Origin of the sequence: Metabacillus sp. Hm71 (assembly GCF_051842955.2) — a bacterium.
GTDB lineage: Bacteria > Bacillota > Bacilli > Bacillales > Bacillaceae > Metabacillus.
This window is the reverse complement of sequence record NZ_CM200278.1, coordinates 5,343,110-5,369,700: the sequence shown is the minus strand read 5'-3', so window position 1 is coordinate 5,369,700 and position 26,591 is coordinate 5,343,110. Positions and strand designations below refer to the sequence as shown.

The window sequence follows — 26,591 nt, the reverse complement described above, 5'->3', positions numbered from 1 at the left end:
GTAAATTGGCAGCGATGAGGCGAATTTGACGTAATAAGTTTAAAGACAGCTGCGACAGTCGGCGAGTTTTCTTTATGGAAAAAAGCAGAAATCTAAGATATGATGAAAAGAAGGAAATTGGGTATTTTTAGTAGGAGGTTTAAAAGTATGGTTAAATTTGATCTTCACACACATAATGAACTTTGTGGACATGCTATCGGTACAATTGAGGATTATGTAAAGCAAGCCATTGAATACGGGCTTGATTATATTGGGATTTCAGATCACTCACCTTATTTTTACAGCGAAGAAGATCAACTGTATCCAACGATTGCCATGGCGAAAAGTGATTTTGTCCCGTACATTGAAGAAGTCATGCGTTTAAAGGAAAAATACAAGGATAAAATCCACGTCTTATTGGGAATGGAAAGCGACTTTTACCCTAATTATATCGATATTTATCGAGATCAATATCTTCTCCATCCGTTTGACTACATCATTGGCTCTGTGCATTATGTGCAGGATCTAAATATTTTTAAAAAAGGACGCTGGGAAGGACTGACCACTCAAGAGCAAGTAAGAGTGAAGGAAGAATATTATGATCTAATTCAGCAATCAGCGAGAAGCGGCGTCTTTCAAATCCTCGGACATATTGATGCGATGAAAGGATTTTATCCGGCATTCTCAGACATCGAAACAGGAGCTGTGGAAGAAACATTAAAAGTGATTGGTGAAGAGGATATTGCGATTGAAATCAATACATCTGGTAAAACAAAGGATTGCGGTGGCTGGTATCCATCGGACGATATCCTGGAACGCGCCCTCTTCTATAATGTAAAAGTCACCTTTGGCTCGGATTCACATAAACCCGAACGGATTGGCGATGAATTTGAACAGGTGAAAAAACGGCTAAAAGAAATCGGCTTTAAAGAATGGGCTTATTTTGTTGAGAAGAATCGGGTTATGACTGCGCTTTAATAATACAAAAAAGAAGTAACGCGCATCGGGTGTAAGGCGTTACTTTTTTTTAAAAGTTTAAGAAGGCATAACTTTTTGTACTTAGTTTTTGTGTCTAGCTCCAGCGCCTAGCCCCTCTAGGGTCTAGCCAATTTGGAATTGAAGGCAAAGAACGCCTTCTATTCCAAATCGTCTTATTTGCTCAAGGCGCTTCCGCTTTTCTATATATCCACATCATCTTTTTTTGTTATTTTTTTAAAGATGAATTTTATCAAGTAAACCATCACAGCGATGAAAACATACACGAAAAAGATCGCCATAAAACCCCACAGGCCGATGACGGCATCAATAAACTCCATATTGCCGCGATTAGTGATTGCCTGCTGAATTTCGATGGCAAATACAAGAACAAACATAAAGGTTAACGTATAGAAAAAGGCGATTAGATGGATGCCAAACGGAAGCTGTGACAACCACTTTGTGATCACATACACACACGCAAATGCCACAATCCCGATAACCCCCATAATCCAAAAATGCATATCCTTATCCGTCATTTGCAACCCAAGAACATTATTTAAAATGAGAATCAACAGATCATGAATCGCATTCACAACCTCAACAATAAACTTAATACCCTCTCCCAAATTCTCACTCACCTTTTTTGTGGACAGCCCCACAATTAATCAATATCTACATCTAACTATTAATTTTACAATTTTAGGGACTGTTCCCGCAATGACTATTTATTTACATTCAAGCGTGCATTCTCCTGCTGTTAAAATTTATTTTTAATTTTTAGGATAGTCCCCAAAAACATAAAGATCCTGCACTTCTGTCAAAAGAAGTGCAGGATCTTTTATTAAGAGATAAGCGTATAAAATTTGTACTTAGTTTTTTGTCTAGCTCCAGCGCCTAGCCCCTCTAGGGTCTAGCCAAATTGGAATTGAAGGCAAAGAACGCCTTCTATTCCAATTCGTCTTATTTGCCCTAGGCTGAGCAAGTCGCTTGCGCTTTTCTTTTGTCACATACTATTAAATAAAAAGAATACACCAATGCCGAAAAATAAAATGAATAATAAGATAAGTAAAACCGAGATGACAAAGATTATCCAGCCAGCGACTTTGCGGCCTGTACGAATGAAATAAATGCCGAGTACAATTGGTCCAAAGATGAAGCCTAAAATTCCCCAGAGCCATGGATTTTTATTATGCTTTGGTGCATCGATGGCTAAATAGATCGCAATAGCGATCGAGACAATAAAGCCAAAAGAAAATTCCATCTTAATCCCTCCCTAAATCAATCATCCCTTAAGGATATGACATTCTGCTTGTTTTATTCTGAATACCTATACCATAGCCTTTCCCTTTAGTATATGTCCTTAATCCTGTAGATTATTTCAGGGTCTTAATGAAAATTTTAAAACCCCTCACTCATAAAAAAAGAGCAAGGCGCTAAGCTTTCGGCGACAAGCATAAGGCGAACAGGAATAGAAGGTTTCTTTACCTTCAATTCCTGTTTGACTAGACCCTAGAGGCAGTTAAAAACTAGGGCGGCCTTATCTCTTAACTGCACTTGCACGTCCTGTGCTTCGCCGATGGCGCCTGGAGCTAGATTCAGAAACGCAAGCTATGATAAGAAAATATATAAATTCTGGTAGTACAAAAAAGCCAGTCCATATGGACTGACTTTTTACTTTAGTTCGCACTAGCCGTATTTGTTGTAATTTCTAAATGCTCTTTTAGCTGATTAGATAGAGCCAGGCGTTCTTCCTCTGGAACGATATAATAATATATTCCATCGATTTTATCACCTGTCCCCTTTACTTGAAATTGCTCAAGGTTTTGACTTGCAGCTTTATAGTTTGCTTGGATTTCCCACATTTCATCAAAAGTTAGGTTTGTTGTGACATTGTCACGAACAACGCCGAACATGTCACCGAATTTTGTGATGGTTGAGATGTTTGCTCCTTTTTTGATAACTGCTTCAATTACTTGGCGCTGACGATCTTGACGGCCGAAATCTCCGCGTGGATCCTCATAACGCATTCTTGTGTATGCCAATGCCTTTTCACCGTCTAATGAAACCATGCCTTTTTGAAAATGATAGCCCTCATAAGTAAAATCAAGCGTATTATTTACCTCAACACCGCCAACAGCATCAACTGTATCCTTAAAGCTTTCCATGTTGATTTTCACAAAGTAATCTACAGGAATATCGAGAAAATGTTCAACAGTGTTAATCGCCATTTCTGTTCCGCCAAATGCGTAAGCATGGTTGATCTTATCCTGTGTTCCTTTGCCGACAATTTCCGTTCTTGTATCACGCGGAATGCTGACCATTTGCGTTGAGTTTGTATTAGGATTCACTGTCATTAAAATCAAAGAGTCTGAGCGTCCTCGATCACCTTTACGTTCATCAACACCCATTAACAGAATGGAGATCGGGTCTTTTTCCTTGAATTCCACTACTTCTGTCCGCTTTTCAGATTTCTCACGGTCCAGATCTTCATGAATGCTTGCGACCGTGTCCGCAGCAGATTTATATAGATAAAATGCATATCCGCCTGTACCGAGGATAAGCAAACCAATTATGCTAAGAGCAATCAATAGAAACTTTTTCTTTTTCGTCTTCTTTTTTGTTTCCCTCATATCTATTTCATCCTTTTTTAGTTTAATGTTAATTGCCTTGCTATAACGATTATAGTTCTCTCCTCCTATTATCACAATCTTTTTTTGTAAAAAATTGTTTCCAATGACCCCGATTTAAAACGGCAGTAAATTGCAGCTATGAAGGGAAGTGTGTAAGATCCGGCGAAGGATTGTTGTTCAAGTTAGGCGAGCATAAGGCTGTGACGTCTAAGTGGGATCATTCTTGATTAATATGACGACAAGTCCATAATAAAGGTTTCACCTCTTGTTGAAATTTGACAAAAAAATCGAATTAATAAGCATCACCATCAATCATTTTCCTTATTTCTCTTAACATTTACTTTTTTTATGCCGAAATAATAGTTGGAGAAAAAATAGGTTTTGTAAGGAGTCATTTAAATGGTAGGTCATGAGTTAACTGTGTATTTACAAATGATTTCCTAGCATTACTTATTTGCCCTAGGCTGATCAAGGCGCTTGCTTTTCTTTAAAATGGTTTGTAGATTCATAGAATTTATGTATAATTTTATATAGAAAAATGTCGATAATTGGGGGATATCAATGTGAAAAAGCTTCTTGTCATCGTCACACTGGTTGTTTGTGGGGCGGCGATTATTTTGGGCAATATCCATTGGAAAAATAAAATTTCTGCACATGGAGAAAAAGAAAAAAGCAACAATACTGTTGTAGTAACCGAGGAAGAGTCCATCACGAGTAATGATATAAATACATATTCTAAAAATCTGCCCGAGCATTTGCAAAAGAAAATAGCAGAGGCAGCAAATATGGGAAAGCCGGTAAATCTAGTCATCTTTGGAACATCCAGTGAAAAAGAAGCATGGTCTGAACAACTTAGCAAGGAGCTAAAAACAGTATACGGAGAAAACGTATTTGCGGTAACGATCCTTTCGACAGGTGATAAAACGACACGTGATCTTGTAAATGATGATTCATTTGAGCAAGTAAACGAGCTGCAACCTGATATTTTGTTGTTTGAACCTTCTATGTTGAAGGACAATGGTGTTGTAGGAATCAGTAATACGTTGGAAAATATTCAAACGATGATTGCCTCATGGAAAGCGGCAAATAAAAATATAACCTTGATGATGCAGCCTCCTAATCCATTATACTCTGCATCGTATTATCCGAAAGAGGTAGCACAACTCCAGGATTATGCAGAAAACAACAAAATCATCTATTTAAATCATTGGGAGAATTGGCCTGATTTAGAGGATCCTAAAATGCAAGAATATTTAACCGAAGATAATATAGCCAACGAAAAAGGAAATAAAATTTGGGCGGACTATTTAATTAAATATTTTATTGCGAAGTAGACGGTGATTGATTCATCGTCTTTTTCTTATTGTTTATACAAAAAGGAACTAAATTCAATCTAGGTATTTTGACAGGTGAAAAAAATAACAAAAATCGCCAATATTTTCAAACAAAGCCTTTAATCCTATTGTTAAATTTTGCTATAGTAATAGTAGGAATCTATTAATCTGGGAGGTTACATGTTGAAATTTAAAATCTTTATCGTGATCGTCACATTAATTTCGGTTATCAGTTTTCAAGGGAAGCCAGCGTCAGCTTCCGAAAGTCTTTGTGGTTACACACCGGAAAAGGGGAAAAATCCCTCATTTCAACAGGTGAATTGTTTGCTCACAACCATTTCCCAACAATATGGAGTGCCGCCTGAAATCGCTAAGGCAGTAGCCACGGAGGAAAATGGAGCCTGGAAACAATTCAAGAGCGATGGAGAGCCGATCGTTACTACTGACGGTGGGATAGGCATTATGCAATTGACTACCTATGATCCTGCGCTTGAGGAGAAAATCAAATATAACGCGATTGGCAACATTGAAGAAGGGATGAAACGATTAGCGGAAAACTTTTATTCTAGAACAGATTTACCGAGAATCAATGATCATTCCCCGGAAAAGCTTGAAAGCTGGTACTTTGCGATCATGGCTTATAATGGAACAAAGCCGGTAAACAGTCCTTTTCAAAAATGTACGAATTCTGAGATTACGAGAAATACAAAAGCATATCAGGAACGAGTTTATGCAAACTTAGAAAGCGATTATGAGGTAACAACAAAGGTTGACCAGCTGCCATTTAAAGCAGAAGACTTCCAATATACTTGCGAGTCTAAGGAGAATATTCAATTCAAAACAAAGCATTACAATCTAGACGATTCGTTAACAGACTCTAAAGAATTCCATCTCCAAAAAAATGAATATATTGAAGCGACTCTCAATACAAATTTACGAGAAAAACCTTCAACCACAAGTTCGGTTATAAGAACGATTAGTAAGAATACAGTGATGAGTGTGCAAGGCCAACTTGCCTATGATGCGGTAAGCGACCGTATGAATCGCTTTGCTTGGGTTCCTGCAAAAATCGGGACCCAGCAAGGCTTTGTCACTTCTAAATATATAAATCGCATTGGTTCACGAATTTCTGGAATTGACCGTTATAAAACGGCGGTTCAAATCTCCAAGGCTGGTTGGGATCAAGCGAACACAGTCATTTTAGCTAGAGGTGATATGTTCCCTGATGCTCTTGCAGGCGGTCCGTTAGCTTATAAATATGATGCACCGATCCTTTTAACGCATAATAATAAGCTGACACCTGCTACAAAGGAAGAAATCAAGCGCCTTAAGGCAAAAAATGTGATTATCCTTGGCGGGGTTGGTGCGATTAGCGACACTGTCAAGAAAACAATCGAAACAGAACTAAAACTACCTGTCGAAAGGATCTCAGGTATCAACCGGTTTGAAACCTCTGTTAAAATTGCCCAAAAGCTTGGCGGCAATTTTGAAAAAGCAATCCTAGCATATGGGAGAAATTACCCTGATGCGTTAGCAATTGCTCCTTATGCAGCTCGACAAGGCTATCCGATTTTGTTAACAGAGAAGGAGAAGGTTACGACTAATGTCAGCCAAATCCTTTCGAGTGTTGAAGAAACAATTATCGTAGGTGGAACAGGTGTGGTTAGTCCAGAAATTGAGAAACAGTTAGAAAATTCCACAAGGTTAAGAGGCGCTGACCGCTTTGCCACAGCGGTTGAAATTTTAAACGGCTTATCTCTTGACCAAAGCAAGATTTTCTTTACGTATGGTTTTAACTTTGCAGATGCTCTTACAGGCTCTGTTTTAGCGGCAAAGTTTAATGCACCATTATTACTTGTTGATAAAAATAGCATCCCATCTGTTGTTTCTGAGAATATTAATGGACTGGAGTATTTTTATATACTAGGAGGAAATGGTGCCATTTCGGAAACACTAACCCCTTCCTTCCAAAGCTTAATACATTAAACTCCCAAAATGAGGCTGTTTCAAAAGGTAAGTCTTTTGATTTAGCCTCATGTTTTTTTGGGGAAGATTAGAAAATAATTCTTTATAGAAAATTAACGAATCCTTAACTTTTCTATTGATAAAATACAATAAAATGAATATATGTAGGTAAGGAGAGAATGAGTTTGTACTCCTGCTCATGATACGAACAATCACTAGACTCTGCATCACAAATGGCATACAAACGAAATCAACACTTTAAGGAGGAGTATCTATGCAAATTAAAAAAGCGATTATTCCTGCAGCAGGACTGGGGACAAGATTTTTACCTGCAACGAAAGCACAGCCTAAGGAGATGCTGCCAATTGTTGATAAGCCGACCATTCAATATATTATTGAGGAAGCTGTAGCTTCTGGCATTGAAGACATCTTAATTGTAAGTGGTCGCGGCAAGCGGGCAATTGAGGATCATTTTGATAAATCATATGAACTTGAAGAAACATTAGCAAGCAAAGAGAAATGGGATATTCTCGAGGATGTACAACGCATATCAGAGCTTGCTAATATTCATTATATACGCCAAAAAGAGCCAAAAGGCCTTGGACATGCTATCTTTTGTGCGAGACGATTCATCGGCAATGAGCCTTTCGCTGTTATGCTTGGAGATGACATTGTTCAAACAAACGGTTCAGTCCCTTGCTTAAAGCAGCTAATCGATGTTTTTCACCAATATGACCAAGCGGTTGTAGGGGTTCAAAAGGTCGATCAAGCGGATGTATCGAAATACGGTATCGTCAGCTATGAGGAAGAGCAGTTGCAAGAAAAAATATACCGCATCGTAGATTTGGTTGAAAAACCAAGTATTGATAAAGCTCCATCAAATAGCGCCATCATGGGAAGGTATATTCTAACTCCTGAAATTTTAGATATTTTGGAACATCAAGCCCCAGGTGCCGGCGGCGAAATTCAATTAACAGATGCATTGAAAGCATTATTAAAAAGACAAAGCATCCTGGCCTATCATTTCCATGGGAAGAGATATGATGTTGGAGACAAGCTTGGTTTCATTAAAGCGACGATTGACTTTGCATTGGAAAGAGATGAATTGAAAAATGACTTGCTGGACTATTTAAGTAAAATCATGAATCAAGAGGAATATTTGAATCGTTAAAATACAAGGGGGCAAATACCTTGAAGGTAACGGTAGCAGGTACAGGCTATGTCGGGTTGGTAACGGGCGTTTGTTTAGCTGAAATCGGGCATGAAGTGATATGTATTGATATAAATGAAGAAAAAATCAGGTTGTTGAAACAGGGGAAGTCACCAATCTATGAACCGGGTCTTGAGGAGCTGCTCGAAAAAAATGCTAAAAGACGGAGTCTCTATTTTACAACCTCTCCAAAAGAGGCTTATTCCGAAAGGGAAGTCATTATCATAGCCGTTGGCACACCTGAAAATAGAGATGGTTCAGCAAATTTATCATATGTAGAAGCTGCAGCAAAGGATATAGCCGAGCATATGACGGATCATGTGATTGTAACCATTAAAAGCACGGTTCCAGTGGGGACAAATCATCGGGTGAAAGAGCTGCTAAATCAATATAAAGCACCCCATCTTCAAGTTAAAGTCGTTTCCAATCCTGAGTTCTTGAGGGAGGGTTCTGCAATTCAGGATACATTTAAAGGTGATCGCATTGTGATTGGATCAGCCTGCCAGCATGCCGGTGATGTCATTGAAACGATGTATAAACCTTTAAACATTCCAATCGTAAGAACGGATATTAAAAGCTCGGAAATGATTAAATATGCATCAAATGCATTCCTCGCAACGAAAATTAGTTTTATTAATGAGATTGCGAATATTTGCGAAAAGCTTGGAGCGAATATTGAGGATGTTGCGAGGGGTATCGGCCTTGATAGCAGAATCGGGGATAAATTCCTTCAAGCTGGAATCGGCTATGGCGGGTCATGCTTTCCAAAGGACACAAAAGCATTGGTGCAGCTTGCCGGAAATGTAAAGCATGACTTTGAACTGCTTGAATCCGTTATAAAAGTAAACAATCACCAGCCTCTTTTATTACTGCAAAAAGCAACGGATATTGCCGGAGATTTATATAGGAAGAAAGTCGCCTTATTAGGCCTGTCCTTTAAACCGAACACAGATGATGTTAGAGAATCAGCATCATTAGTGCTGGCAAAAAAATTGTTAGAAAACGGATCAATCGTGTCTGTCTATGATCCCATCGCCACCGACAATGCGAAAAAAATGCTAGGAGATCATGTGATTTACTGCACATCGATTGATGAGGCAATACGTGGCGCAGAGCTAACCTTTATTGGTACTGAATGGGTGGAGATAAAAGAATACCCTGTTGCAAACTACAAAAAACTAATGAAAAATCCAAGAGTATTTGACGGAAGAAATTGTTATTCGCTTGCAGAGATGAAAAGACATGAAATTGTGTACGTTTCTATCGGGCGAAAGGCCATTCTGCAACAAATGTAGATGGAACTGAGATCTACCAAGACCAAGCGGCTGCTGCTATTGCACAAGGAATACTGATTTTTATAAATGGAAGAGCGGGAAATAGGATGGAAAAGCTAGTGGTCGTTTTAAACGATGCTAGCTTTTTTCTATCCTGCATTTTTATGGTTGTTGAAATTAGACAATTTTCGATATAATAAATGGAGTCTAAAAGGGGAATTACAATATAAATTATTGCAAAGTCTATACATAAAGATTTTTGTACAATAAATTGGAGGAGTTATCTTGGGAAATCTTATTATAGATCGTGTAAATGAAGCTTACTATGGAGTTTTAGGGGCTGATTTTAGTAAAAAAACGAGAGAAAGAATCAATTGGATTGTTACTCATGTAGAAGGAAACAAGATTTTAGATATTGGATGTTCTCAGGGAATCAACGCAATTTTATTGGGACGTGAAGGCAAAAAGGTTGATGGAATCGATATTTCGAGCGATGCAATCGATTATGCAAAAGAAGAACTTAAAAAAGAACATCCATCGGTTCAACAGTCTGTTACCTTCCGGGTTAGCAATTTTATGACTGATCATGAAATTGATTTAGATTATGATACGGTTCTCTTAACAGAGGTTATTGAGCATATAAGCGATCCTGATTCGTTTTTAGAAAAGGTTAGTAAACATATTAAGCCTGGCGGGAAATTAATTGTAACAGTACCGTTTGGAATTAATGATTTTATTGATCATAAAAGAACCTATTTTTATTCGTTGTTAGCGGAGCAATTAAAAGGACATTTTTCTATCGAGTCTTTTACATATCTTGGAAAGTGGACCGGGGTTATATGCAAAGCTTCATCAGAGGAAGGTGCACCGTTATATACTGCTCAAGCAGTTCAAAAACTAGAAAATGCGTTCTATGAAGTGGAAAGAGAATATCTTGATCGAATTGAAAACTACATGAATGAACTAAATAAGTATAAAAATGAGCGCCAGGAATTATTAAAAGAAAAAGAAGAGCTTGAAAAATTAAAAATATTACATGAATCCTTAATAGAAGATCGCCAAGAAAAGGAAGAGCTCATACGTCAACTGCAGATTGAAACAGTCGAATTATTAAATAAAGAAGAAGATGCATTAAAGGATGCTCTAATAAAGTCAAATAAAATTGAAGATATGAGTAAACAAATCAATTTACTTGAACATCGCTACAAAGTGTTAAGAAGATCACGTTTTGGACGGATTCAAATAAAATACTGGGAGTTAAAGAAAAAAATTGCTGGAAGAGGTAAAAAATAATGCTGAAACAAGAAATAGTTAAGCGTTTAGAAAAGGTAAGACAAATTCGTGCTCAAAAATTGGGATACGAATCGATAGAAGAGGGTGTTCGTAAGAAAGAAAATCCTCTATATGAAAAAGGGATCAGTATCATTTTGCCAACCTATAAAGGTGAAAATGTTATTATAAAATGTTTGGAATCGTTAGCAAATCAGACTTTAGATGCATCATTATTTGAAGTGATTGTCATTATTAATGGAGAAAAAGACCGTACAGAGGATTTAATTAATCAGTTTATTGCTGAACGGCAATTGGAAAATATTAAGGTGGTTATCCTCGAAGAAGCCGGTGCGTCTATTGCACGTAATAAGGGAATTATGATGGCGAGCCGCCAATTTTGTACGTTTATTGATGATGATGACTACGTTTCAAGTAACTTTTTGGAAGAAATGTATAACTTAGCAGACCAAAACACAGTCGTTATCTCACAAATTTTTAATGTTGAGGAAGATGGGAAAGTCCAGGCCTCGAATCCAATTAATAGGCAAATCTTAAAGTCCGTTATTAGCAAACATAGTCCATATGATAAGCTTTATACGGTGTTGACACTTAATGCCTGCAAGTTAATCCCAACTTTATATGTACAAAAATACAAATATGACGAAAGTCTTCAGAGCGGCGAAGATGTCGTCTTTTTCACAGAGCTAACTGTAAAAAATGATCTGCAGTATGTAGTGGCTCCTGTGACCAAAAAAGTTGTATACTACCGAACCTTAAGAGAAAATTCAATCTCAAGACAAGCCATGACGTTTGATTTTAACGTAAGTCAACGGCTGGAATGTATTGCAAAACTGAATGAATTACTTTCACTAGATTATATATCACCTATAAAACGAAAATTTATACAGCGTAAAATAAATGCTCAAAGTTCCTTTATTCAAAACTATTACGAAGAACATAAAGATGAATATGACCGAATTATTAATGCTATTACAAACAAAAAATTCATTTATTTTCCGTATAATTTATTAAACCATGATAGGGTAGAACAATTAGTTGTATCTTATTGTTTTCCGCCATATAATGACACAGCAGGAAATGTTATGGCAAAGCGCATGAGGGAATCAGGAAAGGTATCGGATGTTATTTATAATATGATGGATAAAGTGCGAAACAAAAATGTGTCTTTAAACCAGATGGTTGATGACTTAATTAACGTTCGCTTGCCGATCAATTCACCTTCAAGCTTTTCTCATTGGGCACATATCAGAAAATTTGTCGATTTGGGTATGGAAGGTGCAGAAGAATTAGTTGAAAAAAATGGAGTGCATAAGCAGGTTTTCAGCCGTGCTATGTGGGCAGCCTCTCACTTTTTAGCTTATGAGTATAAAATGAAATATCCTCAAACGAAATGGATTGCGGAGTTTTCAGATCCATTAATTTATGATATTGAAGCGAAAAAACGAGTTGTCGATATCACAGAACCGGCTTATGTGAAAAAACTTGAAGCAGCTGTAAAAAAGGCAGGATACCCATCTCCAAACGATAATAGTCTGTTTCTCTGGTGTGAATATTTGCCTTATATTTTTGCTGACGAATTGATTTTTACAAATAAGAATCAGTTTCAATATATGATGGACATGTTTCCAATTAAAGAAGTTAAGCCGCTTATTCAACAAAAAGCGATTATTGAGCCACATCCAACACTTCCAGAAAAGTATTATCATATGGAAGAGTTTGAGTACCCATTGTTATCTAATGAGCATGTAAATGTCGCATATTTTGGAAATTTCTACAGTAAAAGAAATCTCAATGATTTATTTGATGGATTAAAAGAAGCAACAAGTGAGGTTAAGGACCGGGTTCTCATTCATGTCTTTACCTCAAAACCGGGAGAGTTAGAAGAACAACTAAAAAATGATCCGCTAGAAGACTCAATTATCGTTAATGGATTTGTTGATTTCTATCCATTCTTAAATTTATGTACGAAATTTGATTGCTTAGTTGTTAATGATTCAACTACGAAAGACAACAAACCAATTAATCCATATTTGCCTTCAAAACTAAGTGATTATAAAGGAAGCGGAACAGATATTTGGGGAGTTTATGAAGAAGGAAGCATCCTAAGCCAAAGTGAGAATATCACATATCTGTCTCCTCTAAATGATGCGAAAGAAGCTGCAAAGGTTTTTGAAAAGATGGTGCTGAAAAAATTCCCGGGCTAATCCATTTACTGTGGAAAGAGAAGGAATAATCGTTTTCTCTATACTGTAAGGTATTGTGAAAGGAGCAGATTTAAATGGATACAACAATTGATCAAAAGGTAAGTGTGGATAAAGACGAATATGAAAGACTGAATAAGCTTGTTGATCGTCTTATTGAAGATAAAAAAGAGATGGAAACTGAATTTAAACAAATTATATCTTCCATTCTTAATGAAGTTGAAGCACGGGATAAAGCTGCAGTCAGTGATGGAAAAGTATCAGCTTCTTTACAGGAAAAAATAAGACAGCAAGAACAAACAATTAATGATCTGCAAAAACGATTATCCAAACTGCAAAATTCGAAATTGGGAAAATTGCAAATGAAATATTGGGAACTTAGAAAGAGAATTAGGTAAGTTTATGAAATCACATGTTTTGTATCGTTATGACAGGAGGGGAACGTATGTTGAAAAGTGATCCAGTCGAAGTGAACCATTATGTAGATAAGTGGCCAAAATATACAGATTCAACATACAAAGTTTCAATAGAGAATGCTGATGATTTAACCATTAAGGTTCAACAGGTAAACAAGGATGCACGGCCACTTATTATTTATTATGATCAGAATAAAGCTGTGAACACAAAGTTGAATTCAAAATTCACATACGTGGCCAAAATTGATGGTGAAATCGATAATGGCTTACAAATCCAACAAGTGATCATCGGTTATGACCGGAAAAAGCAAAAAATTTATGTTCAATATAACCCATTAGGATGCGAGATGAATCTTAGTTTCCCTGAATCTGTTGTAAGTTATTCTTTAGGGATTCGGTTAACAGGAACTGGAGAAGCGAAGATATCCGAATTTACTGTTTCCGCTTATAATATGACGAACGAAGAAAGCAAAAAAGAACTATATTCTCGTTATCCAGAGGTTGACCATTTAATCATCACCAATGTTTATCCGGAAAAAAATACGTATTATCAAAACATGTTTATTCATAAACGGGTCTTAGGCTATAAAGCACAAGGCATTAATGTTGCAATCTATAGACTTAATACTTCACCTACCAGTGTGGCTCATTATGAATATGAGGGTATACCGGTGTTTATAGGCGGAGAAGATGTGCTGACGGGTTTATTGGATAGCAAGCCTTATAAAAAACTATTATTCCATTTCATTAATGAAAGAATGTATAGGTCTGTTCGTAAATCAAAAGCCCGAAATACCCCTAAACTCGTATGGGTACACGGCTTTGAAACTACTAAATGGTATCGACGCTGGTTTAATTTTTACAATGACACAAAAAGTCTGCGTGAAAGTTTGGCATATGCAGAAAGAAATCAGCAGCAATTAGATTTTATGCATGACATCTATAATACAAAGGATGATCAAATAAAGTTTATTTTTGTTTCTAATTGGTATAAAGAAAATGTTGCTGAAAAAGACACAAATAGTATTGTGAAGAATTATAGTATTATCCACAATATGATTGATGATGAATTATTTAATTATGTAGAGAAGTCTAAGGAACAGAGAAAAAAAATATTGACGATTCGGCCATTTGCTTCACGAACATATGCAAATGATTTGACGGTTAAAGCAATACTGACATTAAAGGATAAGCCGTTTTTTAATGAACTCGAATTTAATATATACGGCCAAGGTCCATTATTCGATGAAGTCGTGGCACCGATACGCAATATTCCAAACGTACATCTTCATAATTACTTTTTATCTCAAGAGGAAATAGCTGAACAGCATAAAAAGCATGGAGTCTTTTTGTGTCCTTCCAGAATGGATTCTCAAGGGGTATCCTTAGGGGAGGCAATGTCAAGCGGACTAGTTCCAGTAACAAGCAGTGTATACGCCATTCCGGAATTTATCGATGATACATGCGGCTATTTAGCCCCGAAGGAAGATTATCTCGGTTTAGCAGATGCCATTGAGGATTTATATCACAACCCTGAAATCTTTCTGGAAAAATCAGCAAATTCCGCAAGCAGGGTACGTAATCAGTGCGGAAAGAATAAAATGGTTCAGTCTGAATTAAATGAAATCATGGCTTAGGCACATGTTCAGCTTGTGCTCTGTCATGTAAGGTAAGAAAGTATCCAATTTTAACCTGTTTTTTGTTTCTAGCTCCAGCGCCTAGCCTTTCTAGGGTCTAGTACTTGCCCTTGGCTGATCAAGGCGCTTGCGCTTTTCTAACTTGTTCAGATAATTGACATGGTAGATAGTAAGTTGTAATGTGGTAAGAGAAATTGAAAATTAACATATTGGTATATACTGGAGGAAATGAACTATGAAGTTAGTCACAATTGGTCTTGGTTATATTGGCCTTCCGACTTCGATTATGTTTGCTAAGCATGGAGTAGACGTGCTTGGAGTAGATATTCAACAAGATGTTGTTGACTCATTAAATCAAGGGAAAATTCATATAGAAGAGCCTGGCTTGCAGGAAGCATTAGAAAATGTGATGGAATCCGGAAAATTCAAGGCTTCTACTAAACCAGAAAAAGCAGACACTTTTATTATCGCTGTACCAACGCCAAATAAAGATGATCAATATAAATCAGTTGATTTAAAATATGTATTAAGTGCTGTTGAAACGATTATTCCTTATCTCGAAAAGAATAATACGGTGATTGTTGAATCAACAATTGCACCTCGTACAACAGATGATCATGTAAAACCGCTATTAGAAAAAGCAGGTTATACAATTGGGGAAGACTTATTCCTTGTACACTGCCCAGAGCGCGTACTTCCTGGTCAAATCATGCATGAACTGATTTATAATAACCGCATTATTGGCGGTGTAACCGAGGCTTGTAAAAAAGCAGGTGCAGATGTTTATCGTACATTCGTGCAAGGTGAATTGATTTTAACTGATGCAAAAACAGCGGAAATGTCAAAGCTGATGGAAAACACGTATCGCGATGTTAATATTTCATTAGCAAATGAACTTGTTAAAATTTGTACAAAGCTTGAGATTAATGCATTAGATGTTATTGAAATGGCCAATAAGCATCCGCGTGTAAACCTGCATCATCCAGGTCCTGGAGTTGGCGGACACTGTTTAGCTGTTGATCCATATTTTATTGTGGCGGAAGCACCTGAACAAGCGAAATTAATCTACCAGGCGAGAGATATTAACGTATCAATGCCTTCATTTGTTGTGGAGCATGCAGCGAAAATCCTCAATGGTTTTGAGGGTAAAAAAATCACGGTCTTTGGTCTTACGTATAAAGGAAATGTGGACGATGTTCGTGAGAGCCCGGCAATGGATATTTATGGTCACTTAAAGGCTGCAGGTGCAGAAGTGATTGCCTATGACCCGCATGTTAAAAAAGATTGGGTTGAACAAGATATTAAAGCAGCTGTAAAAGATTCAAGCTTAGTGTTAGTGTTAACGGACCATAGTGAATTTAAATCAATTGAAAAAGACGATTTAAGCGGTATGGCCAAAAAACAAATTTTTGATACGAAAAATATTGTGAAGAATTATCCTGAAGACGTTGATTACATTAATTTCGGTAATCTTTATCAATATATTTGATTTATTAAGATAGAAATCATGAAATGATCCTTTGCGACCATAATCTTTTATGGTCGTCTTTCTCTTTTTGGGCTCTTGAAAGCCAATTAAATAGGGAAGTTTAAACATATTGTGAACAGAATAAATCCATTGTTGGATAGTCATTAAGTAAAAACTTGAAAGCAGTCTGAACTAAGTTTATTATTATAAGGATGCAACATTTTGTAGGTTAGGAGAACGTGTATGTTTATTGATACAATCAAAGCCATTAAAGCCAACAAGGATTTAATCTATCACTTGACCACTTCTGACTTTAAAGCTAATACTTCAAGAACCTATTTTGGTTTTTTATGGTGGATATTAGACCCAATTTTCTATATGGCGGTTTTTTACTTATTAGTTGTTGTCATACTTAAAAAAGGCAGTCCGGATTATCCGATCATTATATTTACTGGATTAATTCCATTGAAATTTGTAACGGCTTGTCTTGTTGAAGGAACAAATGCGATATCATCAAAGGGAAATATCTTGCAGCAGGTTTATGTCCCCAAGATCATTTTCCTCATTGTCCGTCTATTAGTGAACTGTATTAAATATTTAATTAGTGTGGTCGTGTTGTTTATTTTCCTTGCGATTTATGGAATTGATTACACATGGAATGTCCTTTACTTCCCGTTGATTTTTATTGTAAATGCCTTCTGTTTGTTGGGAGTCATGATATTCCTTGCGCATCTGGGGGTATTTTTAAGGGATATTAAAAATATGATGCAGTATATTTCCAGGGTGCTTTTGTACTTATCACCTGTCTTATTTGAAATGAGTGATGTACCTAAAAGCCTGGTGCCGGTCCTATATTTAAATCCGTTTACGACCTTTTTAGAATCTTATCGTGATGTGCTGATTTACGGAAGACCGCCGGAGTTTTTACCGTTATTTATCTTAACAATTGTTTCCGTGTTTATTTTATATTTGGGATTACGCTTGTTAAATAAAAATGAAAAAGAATATGCCAAGGTGATTTAATTGACTCAAAATATAATTGAAGTAAAAGATCTTTGGGTTTCGTATCCGGAGTTTACGGAAAAACCTTTAAAAAAGTTAATAAATCTTCATAAAAAAGATGATCGTTTTTGGGCATTAAAGGGTTTGAACTTTGAGGTTAAAAAAGGCGAAGTTCTTGGAATCATTGGGCGAAATGGATCCGGAAAAAGCACGCTGCTTAAACTGTTAAGCGGGTTGATCTCACCTGATAAAGGCGAATTTCTTATCCATGAAGAAGAGCATCCTGTTTTACTATCATTAGGTGCCGGGTTTCAGCCTGAATTGCCAGGAATTGAAAATATTTACCTGAACGGGCTGCTTCTTGGTCATAACAAGAAAACGATCGATGAAAAGATTGATGAAATCATTGAATTCTCTGAGCTTGGCGATTTTATTTATAAGCCGGTTAGAACTTATTCAGCTGGGATGAAATCAAGATTAGCTTTTGCCACAGCGATTTCATTAGACCCGGAAATCCTCCTTATTGATGAAGTATTAGGAGTAGGGGACACCGCTTTCCAACAAAAATGCAGACAAGCTATTATGGAGAAAATCAAACAAGACCGTACAGTGATTCTCGTCACCCATTCATCAAATCTTGTAAGATCCATTTGTGATCGAGTTGTATGGATTCACTTAGGTGAACAAAAAGCGGTCGGGGAAACAGGACCGATCGTAACGGAATATGATCAATTTATGAAGAGCAGTGTTGCGAAATGAATATCTTAATGCTTTTGTATAAAGATATTCATTATGATGCAAGGGTCAAAAGGGAGGCTCTTGCATTAGCTGAGGCAGGCCATGTCATCCATCTCGCTTGTGTGAAGGAATACAATGAGCCTGCTCCTTTTTTACATGAAAACATTAAGCTCGTACATATCCAAATTACAGTGAAAAACATGAAGGCACAAATCTCACAGCATAAAGGAAAGAGCCAGAGAAAATCTGGCTTTAAAAGCATGCTGGTTTGGGCAGCGCGGAGGCCTGTTATAAAGATTGTAAAGGATTATCTGGCCTATTATGAGTTTTATAAAAAGGTAAAGCAATCTGTACAGAAGATGGATATTGATGTGATCCATTGCCATGATTTAAACACACTATGGCAGGGCACCATGCTTGCCAAAGACTTTTCGGCAAAGCTGATCTATGATTCTCATGAAATCTTTAATGAAATGGCCGGACGGAATCAGCTGGATCGGTTTGTTGGCTATCGCATGGAAAAGAAGCTGTTTCGTAAGCTTGATTATTTAGTAACAGTGAACGCTTATTTAAGGGATTATTTATTTGAGCGTAATGGGGAAAAACCAAGTGTTCTTATTCAAAACATCCCGATTGTTGATCAAAATCAGCTTGTGTCCTCGAAAGTGCCTGAGTCATGGACATTTCCTTTTCAAGCAGATGATCGTATTTTAATCTATCAGGGGGGCTTCTCTCCTTATCGCGGCTTAGAGCTGATTATTCATTCGATGAAACAGCTGCCTGATCACTATAAATTAGTGTTAATAGGTTCAGGGATCTTAAAAGATGAACTAATTGAGCTTGTTCACAGCCTGGGCCTTAAAAAGAAGGTTTTTTTCCATGATCAAGTACCATCAGAAGAATTAATCTACTATACCCAGCAAGCACATATAGGACTTGTTATGTATGAAAAGATTTCTAAAAACAATTATTACTCAACACCAAATAAGATATTTGAATATATCCAAGCAGGCATTCCTTGTGTCTCTTCGAATCATCCGGGGAAAGCTGTCGTCATTGATCAGTATAAAACAGGTGTTTTAGCAGAAGAAACCACAGAGGGCATTGTTAATGGAATTAAAGAGATTGTTAACCAATATTCATTTTATAAACAAAACTGCTTGGAAGCACAAAAGGTGTTAACGTGGGAAAAGGAAAGCAAAAAATTAGTGGAGTTATATAAAAGCATATAGGCATATACATGTATGGTTGTGGTGTTCAATAATGGCACCACCTTTTTTGTAACAAAAGTGAAATTTGTAGAATGATGTAGAATATGCTAATTTAGTTTATAGAACGCATTAAAGGAGACATTAATATGGATCGCAAAATAAAAGTGATGACAATTTTTGGAACAAGGCCAGAAGCCATTAAAATGGCACCGCTTGTGTTAGAGCTTGAAAAGTATCCAGACGAAATTGATTCAATTGTAACGGTAACAGCTCAGCATCGCCAAATGCTTGATCAAGTCCTAGAATTATTCGACGTAACACCTGATCATGATTTGAACATCATGAAGGATCGTCAAACACTGACAGGAGTGACAGTAAAAGCATTAGAAGGCTTAGATGATGTCATGAAGACGGTAAATCCTGATCTCGTTCTTGTCCATGGAGACACGACAACAACGTTTGTCGCGAGCTTGGCTGCCTTTTACAATCAAATTGCAGTGGGCCATGTGGAAGCAGGCTTACGTACTTGGAATAAATATTCTCCATTTCCAGAGGAGATCAATCGCCAAATTACAGGGGTTATAGCAGACCTTCACTTTTCTCCAACAAATGCAGCAGAGCAAAATCTGTTAACAGAAAATAAAAAAAGTGAATCGATTTATGTGACAGGTAATACAGCGATTGATGCGCTTAAAACAACTGTTAAAGATACATACTCTCATGAAATTCTTGATAAGGTCGGTTCTGACAGAATGATCTTATTAACGGCCCATCGCAGGGAGAACTTGGGAGATCCAATGAGAAACATGTTCCGTGCGATTAAACGCCTTATTAATGAACATGATGATGTTCAAGTTGTCTACCCAGTACACTTGAATCCAGCTGTACGGGAGGTAGCAGATGAAATCTTAGGAAATGACCCAAGAATCCATTTGATCGAACCATTAGGTGTCTATGATTTCCATAACTTTGCTTCAAGAGCCCACATTATCTTAACTGATTCCGGCGGTGTGCAAGAAGAGGCACCATCTCTAGGTGTACCAGTTCTTGTTCTAAGGGATACAACAGAGCGTCCTGAAGGAATTGAAGCAGGGACATTAAAACTGGCAGGAACAGATGAGGAAACCATTTATAACCTGGCCTATGAGCTGTTAAACAACAAAGAAACATATGAAAGCATGTCAAAAGCGTCAAATCCATATGGTGACGGCCAAGCCTCCAGACGAATTGTGGAAGCGATTCTTTATCACTTTGGCAAACGAAGAGATAAGCCGGAACCATTTCAGTCCTAGGAACAAAAGCGCAAGCGCCTTGGTCATCGCCGTACAAACTGGAGGAGCATCGACTGAGATAAAGGAAACACGGTAAGCGAAGCGAACCGATGTTGACTTATCGTAGGGAGGTGATCTGAAGTTTGATAGGCGATAGGCGCTGGAGCTGGATGTCGCAGTGCTTATCCACAGTTCAATGAAATTTATAATTTCCTAAACGATAAAAAAGACGACCAACTACTCATTAGATTTGGTCGTCTTTTTATGTAACGTCTGCTTAGGTGCATCCGTCAAATTGTTTAGGGCTTCAGAAAGCTCCTCTGCCAGTTTTTTTCGGTTAAAGGATGTAAGCAGTTTATTCGGAAGTTCAGGTCTAAGCTGCTTCAGCTTCTCCTGCTGGCTTTGAGCATATTTTAATACCCGCAGAAAGTCGGCTGGATTTTCCGGTTCAAAAAAGTAACCGGCTTGGTTTTTTTCAACGATTTCCCTTGCTTCCCCATCTACACCGATTAAGACAGGAAGGGAGACAGCCATATAATCAAACACTTTTGAAGGAATGGTAATTTCAAATAATGGATGCTTTTTTAAGCTGACAATACCGATGTCTGCAGCATGATAAAATGCGGTAAGCTCGTCCTTTTTTTTGCTATCGAGAAAAAGAACATTCGTTAATTGTGATAATGCTGCCTGTTGCTTTAGGACTTCTTTCTCTACCCCTTCGCCGATAAATAAGAAAAACACAGTTGGATCATCTTTTAGTTGTTCTGCAGCAGATAAAACGGTATGAAGGCCCTGAGCAGCTCCGATATTGCCTGTATAAAGGACTAGAAACTTATCCTCTAGGCCAAATTCTTTTTTTATTGTATGATCTTTTTTATATGGCTTAATGGCAGAAGGATCCACACCATTTGGGATCACGATCATTTTATGTTCAGGTATCCCTTGCTCGATTAGCCTTGTTTTATATCCATTGGTGACGACTACAATTAAATCTGCTTTTCTGTAAAGGAATTTTTCAAGCTTTCTTGCAAGATTAAGCAGTTTTTTATTATTGAATTGTCCGAGCAGCTCAGCAAAGTCTACCCAGAGATCACGTACTTCAAAAACAAATTTAGCACGATGGATGCGACTTAAAATATAGCCTGTTACTCCCTGAAAAAGCTGTGGAGAGGTAGCATAAATAATATCAGGCTTTTTCGCCAGCAATCCGCTAAAAATACTAGAAATCATAAATGATAGGTAATTTGCAAGTCGTCTTATAGAGCTTGTTTTCGTATCTTTGATTCTAAAGGAACGGTATACCTCTAGACCATTTATTGTTTCTTTTTTAAAAAGCTTATTTGTATTACTCGAGTTTGGAAAAGTCGTCAGCACGAGTAAATCATGGCCCAAGAAAGATAGATTTTTGCTCATATCATAGGCCCGGCCTTGTGCTGCGCCAATTTCCGGCGGAAAATGCTGTGTAATATAGACGATTTTCATATGAATTCCTTCCGATAAAAAATTAGAAATTGTCAATATAATAGTGTAAAGTATAAATGGAAAAGTTACAACTTTGATTGCTAAAAGGAACTGATAGAATGAAAAAAATCTGTGTATTAACGACAGTTCATCATGCGTACGATGGACGTATTTACCATAAACAATGCAAATCATTAGCAAGAGCCGGTTATCATGTGACACTTGTGGCGCCTAAACCGGAAAAAATAAACGAAAACGATCCGATCGAGCTCATTCCAATCGAAAAGCCAAAAAAGGAATGGAAACGATTTTTTCGATCATTTTCTGTCTTAAAGCTTGCGAGAAAAACAGAAGCTGATTTGTATCACTTTCATGATCCAGAGCTTTTGCCAGTCGGTGTACTTTTAAGGCTATTAACAAAAAAACCGGTTATTTTTGATGTGCATGAGCATTATCCAAATGCGATCATGAGCAAAAAATATTTAAAACCATGGCTTAAAAAGCCTATTCGTATTGCTTACGAATTAATTGAAAAACTATGTATACCATTTTTAAGCGGTGTTATTTATACGACAGATGAGGTAGGCGAACGTTATCTTTCTTACCATTCATGCAAGATTGAAAATTATCCTTTAGCTGAAATGTTTGCTTCTACGGAAAGTAAACCTAAAAAGAATGATTATCTTTTATATTTAGGTGGTATAACTCCGATTAGAGGGATAAATGAGTTAATAGATGGCTTCACTCAGGTAGCTAAAAGCAAGCCGGAAGCAAAGCTTCTGTTCGTTGGCAGTTTTGAATCACGTTCCTTCGAACAGTTTATTCATGATAAAGTGAAGTCTGAAGGATTAGAGGAAAAAATCGAATTTAAAGGCAAAGTACCCTATGAGCAAATAGAGGCATATCTAGCAAACGCTTCGATCGGGATCATTCCTTATTTGCCTGTACCTAATCATCTGGTTTGTTTGCCGAACAAGCTTTTCGAATACATGGCTGCTGGTGTTGCCGTTATTGCGTCAGATTTCCCGCATTATAGGAAAGTGGTTGAATCTGCTAATAGCGGGCTATTAGTCGATCCGGAGAACCCACAATCAATCTCAAGAGCAATCATTACGCTTTTAGAGGATCAACAGATGACGAAAAAAATGGGAAATAATGGTAGAGTAGCCTTTAATAAAACATATAATTGGAATTCTGAGGAGAAAAAACTGTTAACATTTTACAGCAGCATCTTAAAAAAATAGTAAATGTTTCAATTACAATGTCAATGAAATAGGTTTTAACCTGACTGTTAATGATAATACTTAAGAAATGTAATAAAACATTAAAAAAATAACAATTGAAAGTTTATAAATTTTTGCTATGATTGAGGAGATGTTAATTTCTCACACGAGTGGGTGGATATGATATGCATTCTTATATTGACTACATTATAGCCTTTATTCTTGCATTTGCTGTGGCTGTACTTGTTACACCATTGATAAAAAGGCTGGCAGTAAAAATCGGCGCAACTGATCAACCAAATGCTCGTAAAATTCATAAAGATCTTATGCCGCGACTTGGCGGACTTGCTATTTTTTGCGGAGTAGTTGCTGGTTTTCTTTATTTGCAACCACAATCCATTTATATGAATGAGATTATTCTTGGTGCATTTATTATATTGGTTGTCGGAATACTGGATGATAAATTCACTTTAAAAGCGAAATATAAGTTTTTAGGGCAACTAGTTGCTGCCATTGTTGTAGCATCCTCAGGGCTCTTAATTGATAAATTTACGATTCCATTTTTTGGAATGGTAGAACTGAATGAATATATAAGCTTCCCTGTGACTGTGCTTTGGATTGTGGCCGTTACAAATGCGATTAATTTAATAGATGGTCTCGATGGGTTAGCGGCAGGTGTATCGACGATTGCAATGACCAGCATCCTGATCATGGCTTTTGCTGATTATCAATTTCTAGTTGTCGCCCTTTGCTTTATCTTGATTGGAAGCACATTAGGATTTTTGATTCATAATTTTTATCCAGCGAAGATCTTCATGGGGGATACCGGTGCATTATTTTTAGGATACTGTATCTCGATCATTTCTATGCTGGGCTTATTTAAAAACATCACATTATTCAGCTTTATTATCCCGATTATCGTTTTAGCTGTACCTATTTTTGATACATTCTTTGCGATTATAAGACGAGTCCTAAATAAGAAAAGCATCTCTGCACCAGATAAAATGCATTTGCATTATTGTTTGGTGGATCTCGGCTTCAGTCATCGATCTGCCGTATTAGTCATTTATTTCTTTAGTGCATGCTTTGGCTTTTCAGCGATCATTTTCTCAAATGCAACTCTTTGGATTTCGCTGCTCATTATGGTCATCCTCCTAATTGCGATTCAGTTTATCGCAGAAATAGTTGGACTGATTGGTAAAAATCGCAAGCCACTAATTAATACCTTTAAACGATTAACAGCTGTAAAAAAACCGCAAAAAAACAATTAAGCATAAGAAATGCGCAAGCGCCTTGCTCAGCCTAGGGCAAATAAGACGCAAATGAATAGAAGACGTTCTTTGTCTTCAATTCATTTGTGGCTAGACCCTAGAGGGGCTAGGCGCTGGAGCTAGACACCAAAACTAAGTACAAAATTTATACTTTCATATCTCTTAAACAAATAGGGACGCCTTCGATAGGCGTCCCTGTCTTCGTATTAATTGCTTTCTTCTTCTGATGCTGCTGCTGAATCAAACTCATCTTCTTTCTCAAAAGTGTTACTAGAAAGCTGGATTTCCAAATGGTTTTGCAATTCTGTTTGAACTTCTTCGACACTTTCATCTTCAGGGATCCAATAGGAAATGCCGTCAATCTCTTCCCCTGCACCATCAAGCTTTATGGTTTCAATTTTATTTGTGTTAAAGCCAGAGTATTTTTGATAAAAGCCAAGTAGTTCAGATACCTTCATATTTGTTTCGACATTATTACCAACTTCATCTGTTATTTGATCTACTTTAAAAAGGGTTCCAGCTGAAGCAATTTCATCAATAACGGCTTTTACCACCTCTTGCTGACGCTCATTACGGCCGATATCGCCCATTGGATCTTGGTAACGCATCCTTGCATAGGCAAGGGCGTGTCGTCCGTCTAACTCCATCGGTCCTTCAGTAAACTCGAGCTTTTCAGCTTTTGGATCATCACTATTTTGCGTAAAATCAAATGGAACATTAACTGTGATCCCGCCGACAATATCAACAATATTTTTAAAGCCTTCGAAGTTTACAGTGGCATAGTAATCAATTGGAATATTTAAAAAGTCTTCAATGGTTTCAATGGTTAGCTCTTTTCCGCCCTTTGAGAAAGAATGGTTGATTTTATCCCTTCCCTCACCAGGGATATCTACTCGTGTATCACGTGGAATACTTAAGAGCTTCATCGTTTGATCCTCAGGGTTAAAGGTAGCAACCATTAACGTGTCTGAACGACCGCCATTTCCACCGCTTGAATAATTTTCTACACCCATAAGCAGAATAGATACCGGGTCATTTGAAATGCTGACGGCCTGATCACGTAATTTGGATTTTTCACGTCCAAGATCGTCATAGGATTCATTTGCCGCTTCGAACGTTTGGTAAAAAACATACCCTAAATATCCTCCTACACAGATCAAGAGCAGCAAAGCTAGAAATAACAGTCTTCTTAAAATCGGACGTTTCCTTTTCTTCTTTATTTTTTTCATCTGTTTTCTATTCATAAAATAAATTTCTCCTCATTCTCATTAAATTTGAACGGCCTGTTCTAAATACGTAACCTCGCCTTCGGAAATCTCACTTTTCCCATTCGTCAGCTCAGTCATCCAGTCAGTAAAGGAATCCTTTTTCTCTTCTTCTACATAGGTTTCCACTTCAACATCATTTAAATAATGTATATCCTTTATTAAAAATGTGGAAGAACGTAATTCATTTTCCACTTTTCCCAGCCATGTATAATCAATCTTTGTGTGAATGACGCGCATGAGCTTTCGTTCGACTATTCCGATTTCACGTAATCCTTCGGAAACAGATTTTCCGTATGCGCGTATTAGACCGCCTGTCCCCAGCTTAATCCCGCCAAAATAACGGGTGACAACGACTGCGGTGTCCTTTAATTTTTTCTTTTTTAACACCTCGAGCATGGGTACGCCGGCTGTTCCGCTCGGTTCACCATCATCATTTGCTTTTTGGATTTGATCGTGTTCACCAATCAAATAGGCAGAGCAATTATGATTTGCATCATGATGCTTCTTTTTTATTTGCTGAATAAAGCGTTGCGCCTCTTCCTCAGTGGTCACTCGCTCTGTGTAGCAAATAAAACGTGATTTCTGAATAATAATTTCATGCTCTCCATAGCCTTTTACGGTATAATAATGTGAAAGCATGCTTGTACACCTCCTGACAAGCAAGCGAAAATTAAATGGCGCATTCTATTATTATAAAACGACATTTTTTTTACTTCAATCGTTATTAATGTGACAAATTAAAAAGAGAATCGTTGAATTTT

22 protein-coding genes are annotated in these 26,591 nt (G+C 37.2%); 16 read left to right on the top strand and 6 right to left on the bottom strand.

Annotated elements, in window-relative coordinates; genetic code table 11:
- Nucleotides 1–147: 147 nt before the first annotated feature.
- Nucleotides 148–957, top strand: a complete 810-nt coding sequence (locus tag ACSVDH_RS26395) for a histidinol-phosphatase (protein ID WP_439250431.1) — start codon at nucleotides 148–150, stop codon at nucleotides 955–957.
- A gap of 200 nt (nucleotides 958–1,157) precedes the next feature.
- Here the strand turns inward: ACSVDH_RS26395 and ACSVDH_RS26390 are convergent, their stop codons facing one another.
- The 3 genes from ACSVDH_RS26390 to tagU form a co-directional block, all read right to left on the bottom strand.
- Nucleotides 1,158–1,583 carry a hypothetical protein gene (locus ACSVDH_RS26390; RefSeq protein WP_439250430.1) on the bottom strand — a complete coding sequence of 142 codons (426 nt, stop codon included), beginning with the start codon at nucleotides 1,581–1,583 and terminating at the stop codon, nucleotides 1,158–1,160.
- Nucleotides 1,584–1,960: 377 nt separating this feature from the next.
- Nucleotides 1,961–2,218, bottom strand: coding sequence for a hypothetical protein (locus ACSVDH_RS26385; protein ID WP_299093791.1), 258 nt, complete (start codon nucleotides 2,216–2,218; stop codon nucleotides 1,961–1,963).
- A 415-nt stretch (nucleotides 2,219–2,633) separates the two neighbouring features.
- A complete protein-coding gene (gene tagU, locus ACSVDH_RS26380) occupies nucleotides 2,634–3,587 on the bottom strand; it encodes a polyisoprenyl-teichoic acid--peptidoglycan teichoic acid transferase TagU (protein ID WP_439250427.1) in 954 nt (317 codons plus the stop codon).
- Nucleotides 3,588–4,150: 563 nt separating this feature from the next.
- Between tagU and ACSVDH_RS26375 the strand changes: the two genes are divergently transcribed.
- From ACSVDH_RS26375 to wecB, 13 genes are all read left to right on the top strand, one after another.
- On the top strand, nucleotides 4,151–4,921 hold the full coding sequence (locus ACSVDH_RS26375) for an SGNH/GDSL hydrolase family protein (protein WP_439250425.1): 771 nt from the start codon (nucleotides 4,151–4,153) through the stop codon (nucleotides 4,919–4,921).
- A 183-nt stretch (nucleotides 4,922–5,104) separates the two neighbouring features.
- Nucleotides 5,105–6,907 (top strand): cell wall-binding repeat-containing protein, encoded by a 1,803-nt coding sequence (locus tag ACSVDH_RS26370; protein WP_439250423.1) that lies wholly within the window; start codon nucleotides 5,105–5,107, stop codon nucleotides 6,905–6,907.
- Nucleotides 6,908–7,160: 253 nt separating this feature from the next.
- Nucleotides 7,161–8,057 (top strand): UTP--glucose-1-phosphate uridylyltransferase GalU, encoded by an 897-nt coding sequence (galU, locus tag ACSVDH_RS26365; RefSeq protein ID WP_439250421.1) that lies wholly within the window; start codon nucleotides 7,161–7,163, stop codon nucleotides 8,055–8,057.
- A 20-nt stretch (nucleotides 8,058–8,077) separates the two neighbouring features.
- Nucleotides 8,078–9,391 (top strand): UDP-glucose dehydrogenase family protein, encoded by a 1,314-nt coding sequence (locus ACSVDH_RS26360; RefSeq protein WP_439250419.1) that lies wholly within the window; start codon nucleotides 8,078–8,080, stop codon nucleotides 9,389–9,391.
- Nucleotides 9,392–9,655: 264 nt separating this feature from the next.
- On the top strand, nucleotides 9,656–10,663 hold the full coding sequence (locus ACSVDH_RS26355; protein WP_439250417.1) for a class I SAM-dependent methyltransferase: 1,008 nt from the start codon (nucleotides 9,656–9,658) through the stop codon (nucleotides 10,661–10,663).
- Nucleotides 10,663–12,867 (top strand): glycosyltransferase family 2 protein, encoded by a 2,205-nt coding sequence (locus ACSVDH_RS26350; RefSeq protein WP_439250415.1) that lies wholly within the window; start codon nucleotides 10,663–10,665, stop codon nucleotides 12,865–12,867. Before ACSVDH_RS26355 ends, ACSVDH_RS26350 begins: the two co-directional genes overlap by 1 nt.
- Before the next feature lie 74 nt (nucleotides 12,868–12,941).
- Entirely contained in the window at nucleotides 12,942–13,262 is a 321-nt protein-coding gene (locus tag ACSVDH_RS26345; RefSeq protein WP_299093779.1) for a hypothetical protein, read from the top strand.
- Nucleotides 13,263–13,309: 47 nt separating this feature from the next.
- Nucleotides 13,310–14,917 carry a glycosyltransferase family 4 protein gene (locus ACSVDH_RS26340; protein ID WP_439250414.1) on the top strand — a complete coding sequence of 536 codons (1,608 nt, stop codon included), beginning with the start codon at nucleotides 13,310–13,312 and terminating at the stop codon, nucleotides 14,915–14,917.
- Between the two features lie 235 nt (nucleotides 14,918–15,152).
- Nucleotides 15,153–16,406: a nucleotide sugar dehydrogenase gene (locus ACSVDH_RS26335; protein ID WP_299094693.1), complete on the top strand. Its 1,254-nt coding sequence runs from the start codon at nucleotides 15,153–15,155 to the stop codon at nucleotides 16,404–16,406.
- Nucleotides 16,407–16,628: 222 nt separating this feature from the next.
- Complete coding sequence (locus ACSVDH_RS26330) at nucleotides 16,629–17,408, top strand: ABC transporter permease (protein WP_046589248.1); 780 nt, start codon at nucleotides 16,629–16,631, stop codon at nucleotides 17,406–17,408.
- On the top strand, nucleotides 17,409–18,146 hold the full coding sequence (locus tag ACSVDH_RS26325; RefSeq protein WP_046589245.1) for an ABC transporter ATP-binding protein: 738 nt from the start codon (nucleotides 17,409–17,411) through the stop codon (nucleotides 18,144–18,146). It abuts the gene before it with no gap.
- Nucleotides 18,143–19,357: a glycosyltransferase gene (locus tag ACSVDH_RS26320; RefSeq protein WP_439250413.1), complete on the top strand. Its 1,215-nt coding sequence runs from the start codon at nucleotides 18,143–18,145 to the stop codon at nucleotides 19,355–19,357. Before ACSVDH_RS26325 ends, ACSVDH_RS26320 begins: the two co-directional genes overlap by 4 nt.
- A gap of 125 nt (nucleotides 19,358–19,482) precedes the next feature.
- Complete coding sequence (wecB, locus tag ACSVDH_RS26315; protein ID WP_439250411.1) at nucleotides 19,483–20,628, top strand: non-hydrolyzing UDP-N-acetylglucosamine 2-epimerase; 1,146 nt, start codon at nucleotides 19,483–19,485, stop codon at nucleotides 20,626–20,628.
- 216 nt (nucleotides 20,629–20,844) lie between these two features.
- On the opposite strand, the gene ACSVDH_RS26310 is transcribed toward wecB, so the two are convergent.
- Nucleotides 20,845–22,089: a glycosyltransferase family 4 protein gene (locus ACSVDH_RS26310; RefSeq protein ID WP_439250410.1), complete on the bottom strand. Its 1,245-nt coding sequence runs from the start codon at nucleotides 22,087–22,089 to the stop codon at nucleotides 20,845–20,847.
- Between the two features lie 98 nt (nucleotides 22,090–22,187).
- Between ACSVDH_RS26310 and ACSVDH_RS26305 the strand changes: the two genes are divergently transcribed.
- On the top strand, nucleotides 22,188–23,312 hold the full coding sequence (locus ACSVDH_RS26305) for a glycosyltransferase family 4 protein (RefSeq protein WP_439250409.1): 1,125 nt from the start codon (nucleotides 22,188–22,190) through the stop codon (nucleotides 23,310–23,312).
- A 164-nt stretch (nucleotides 23,313–23,476) separates the two neighbouring features.
- Entirely contained in the window at nucleotides 23,477–24,562 is a 1,086-nt protein-coding gene (locus ACSVDH_RS26300; RefSeq protein ID WP_299094709.1) for a glycosyltransferase family 4 protein, read from the top strand.
- A gap of 206 nt (nucleotides 24,563–24,768) precedes the next feature.
- Here ACSVDH_RS26300 and ACSVDH_RS26295 read toward each other — a convergent pair whose 3' ends face one another.
- Together ACSVDH_RS26295 and ACSVDH_RS26290 are read right to left on the bottom strand one after the other, a co-directional pair.
- Nucleotides 24,769–25,806, bottom strand: a complete 1,038-nt coding sequence (locus ACSVDH_RS26295) for an LCP family protein (RefSeq protein WP_439250408.1) — start codon at nucleotides 25,804–25,806, stop codon at nucleotides 24,769–24,771.
- 24 nt (nucleotides 25,807–25,830) lie between these two features.
- Nucleotides 25,831–26,469 carry a YigZ family protein gene (locus tag ACSVDH_RS26290; protein ID WP_299094713.1) on the bottom strand — a complete coding sequence of 213 codons (639 nt, stop codon included), beginning with the start codon at nucleotides 26,467–26,469 and terminating at the stop codon, nucleotides 25,831–25,833.
- Between the last annotated feature and the right edge of the window lie 122 nt (nucleotides 26,470–26,591).

What these genes read in the sequence shown, in the direction of transcription:
- ACSVDH_RS26290 (WP_299094713.1), bottom strand. Translation starts at nt 26,469, where the DNA reads ATGCTTTCACATTATTATACCGTAAAAGGCTATGGAGAGCATGAAATT.
- ACSVDH_RS26320 (WP_439250413.1), top strand. Translation starts at nt 18,143, where the DNA reads ATGAATATCTTAATGCTTTTGTATAAAGATATTCATTATGATGCAAGG.
- wecB (WP_439250411.1), top strand. Translation starts at nt 19,483, where the DNA reads ATGGATCGCAAAATAAAAGTGATGACAATTTTTGGAACAAGGCCAGAA.
- ACSVDH_RS26300 (WP_299094709.1), top strand. Translation starts at nt 23,477, where the DNA reads ATGCATTCTTATATTGACTACATTATAGCCTTTATTCTTGCATTTGCT.
- ACSVDH_RS26395 (WP_439250431.1), top strand. Translation starts at nt 148, where the DNA reads ATGGTTAAATTTGATCTTCACACACATAATGAACTTTGTGGACATGCT.
- ACSVDH_RS26350 (WP_439250415.1), top strand. Translation starts at nt 10,663, where the DNA reads ATGCTGAAACAAGAAATAGTTAAGCGTTTAGAAAAGGTAAGACAAATT.
- tagU (WP_439250427.1), bottom strand. Translation starts at nt 3,587, where the DNA reads ATGAGGGAAACAAAAAAGAAGACGAAAAAGAAAAAGTTTCTATTGATT.
- ACSVDH_RS26310 (WP_439250410.1), bottom strand. Translation starts at nt 22,089, where the DNA reads ATGAAAATCGTCTATATTACACAGCATTTTCCGCCGGAAATTGGCGCA.
- ACSVDH_RS26305 (WP_439250409.1), top strand. Translation starts at nt 22,188, where the DNA reads ATGAAAAAAATCTGTGTATTAACGACAGTTCATCATGCGTACGATGGA.
- ACSVDH_RS26385 (WP_299093791.1), bottom strand. Translation starts at nt 2,218, where the DNA reads ATGGAATTTTCTTTTGGCTTTATTGTCTCGATCGCTATTGCGATCTAT.
- ACSVDH_RS26295 (WP_439250408.1), bottom strand. Translation starts at nt 25,806, where the DNA reads ATGAATAGAAAACAGATGAAAAAAATAAAGAAGAAAAGGAAACGTCCG.
- ACSVDH_RS26335 (WP_299094693.1), top strand. Translation starts at nt 15,153, where the DNA reads ATGAAGTTAGTCACAATTGGTCTTGGTTATATTGGCCTTCCGACTTCG.
- ACSVDH_RS26345 (WP_299093779.1), top strand. Translation starts at nt 12,942, where the DNA reads ATGGATACAACAATTGATCAAAAGGTAAGTGTGGATAAAGACGAATAT.
- galU (WP_439250421.1), top strand. Translation starts at nt 7,161, where the DNA reads ATGCAAATTAAAAAAGCGATTATTCCTGCAGCAGGACTGGGGACAAGA.
- ACSVDH_RS26330 (WP_046589248.1), top strand. Translation starts at nt 16,629, where the DNA reads ATGTTTATTGATACAATCAAAGCCATTAAAGCCAACAAGGATTTAATC.
- ACSVDH_RS26340 (WP_439250414.1), top strand. Translation starts at nt 13,310, where the DNA reads ATGTTGAAAAGTGATCCAGTCGAAGTGAACCATTATGTAGATAAGTGG.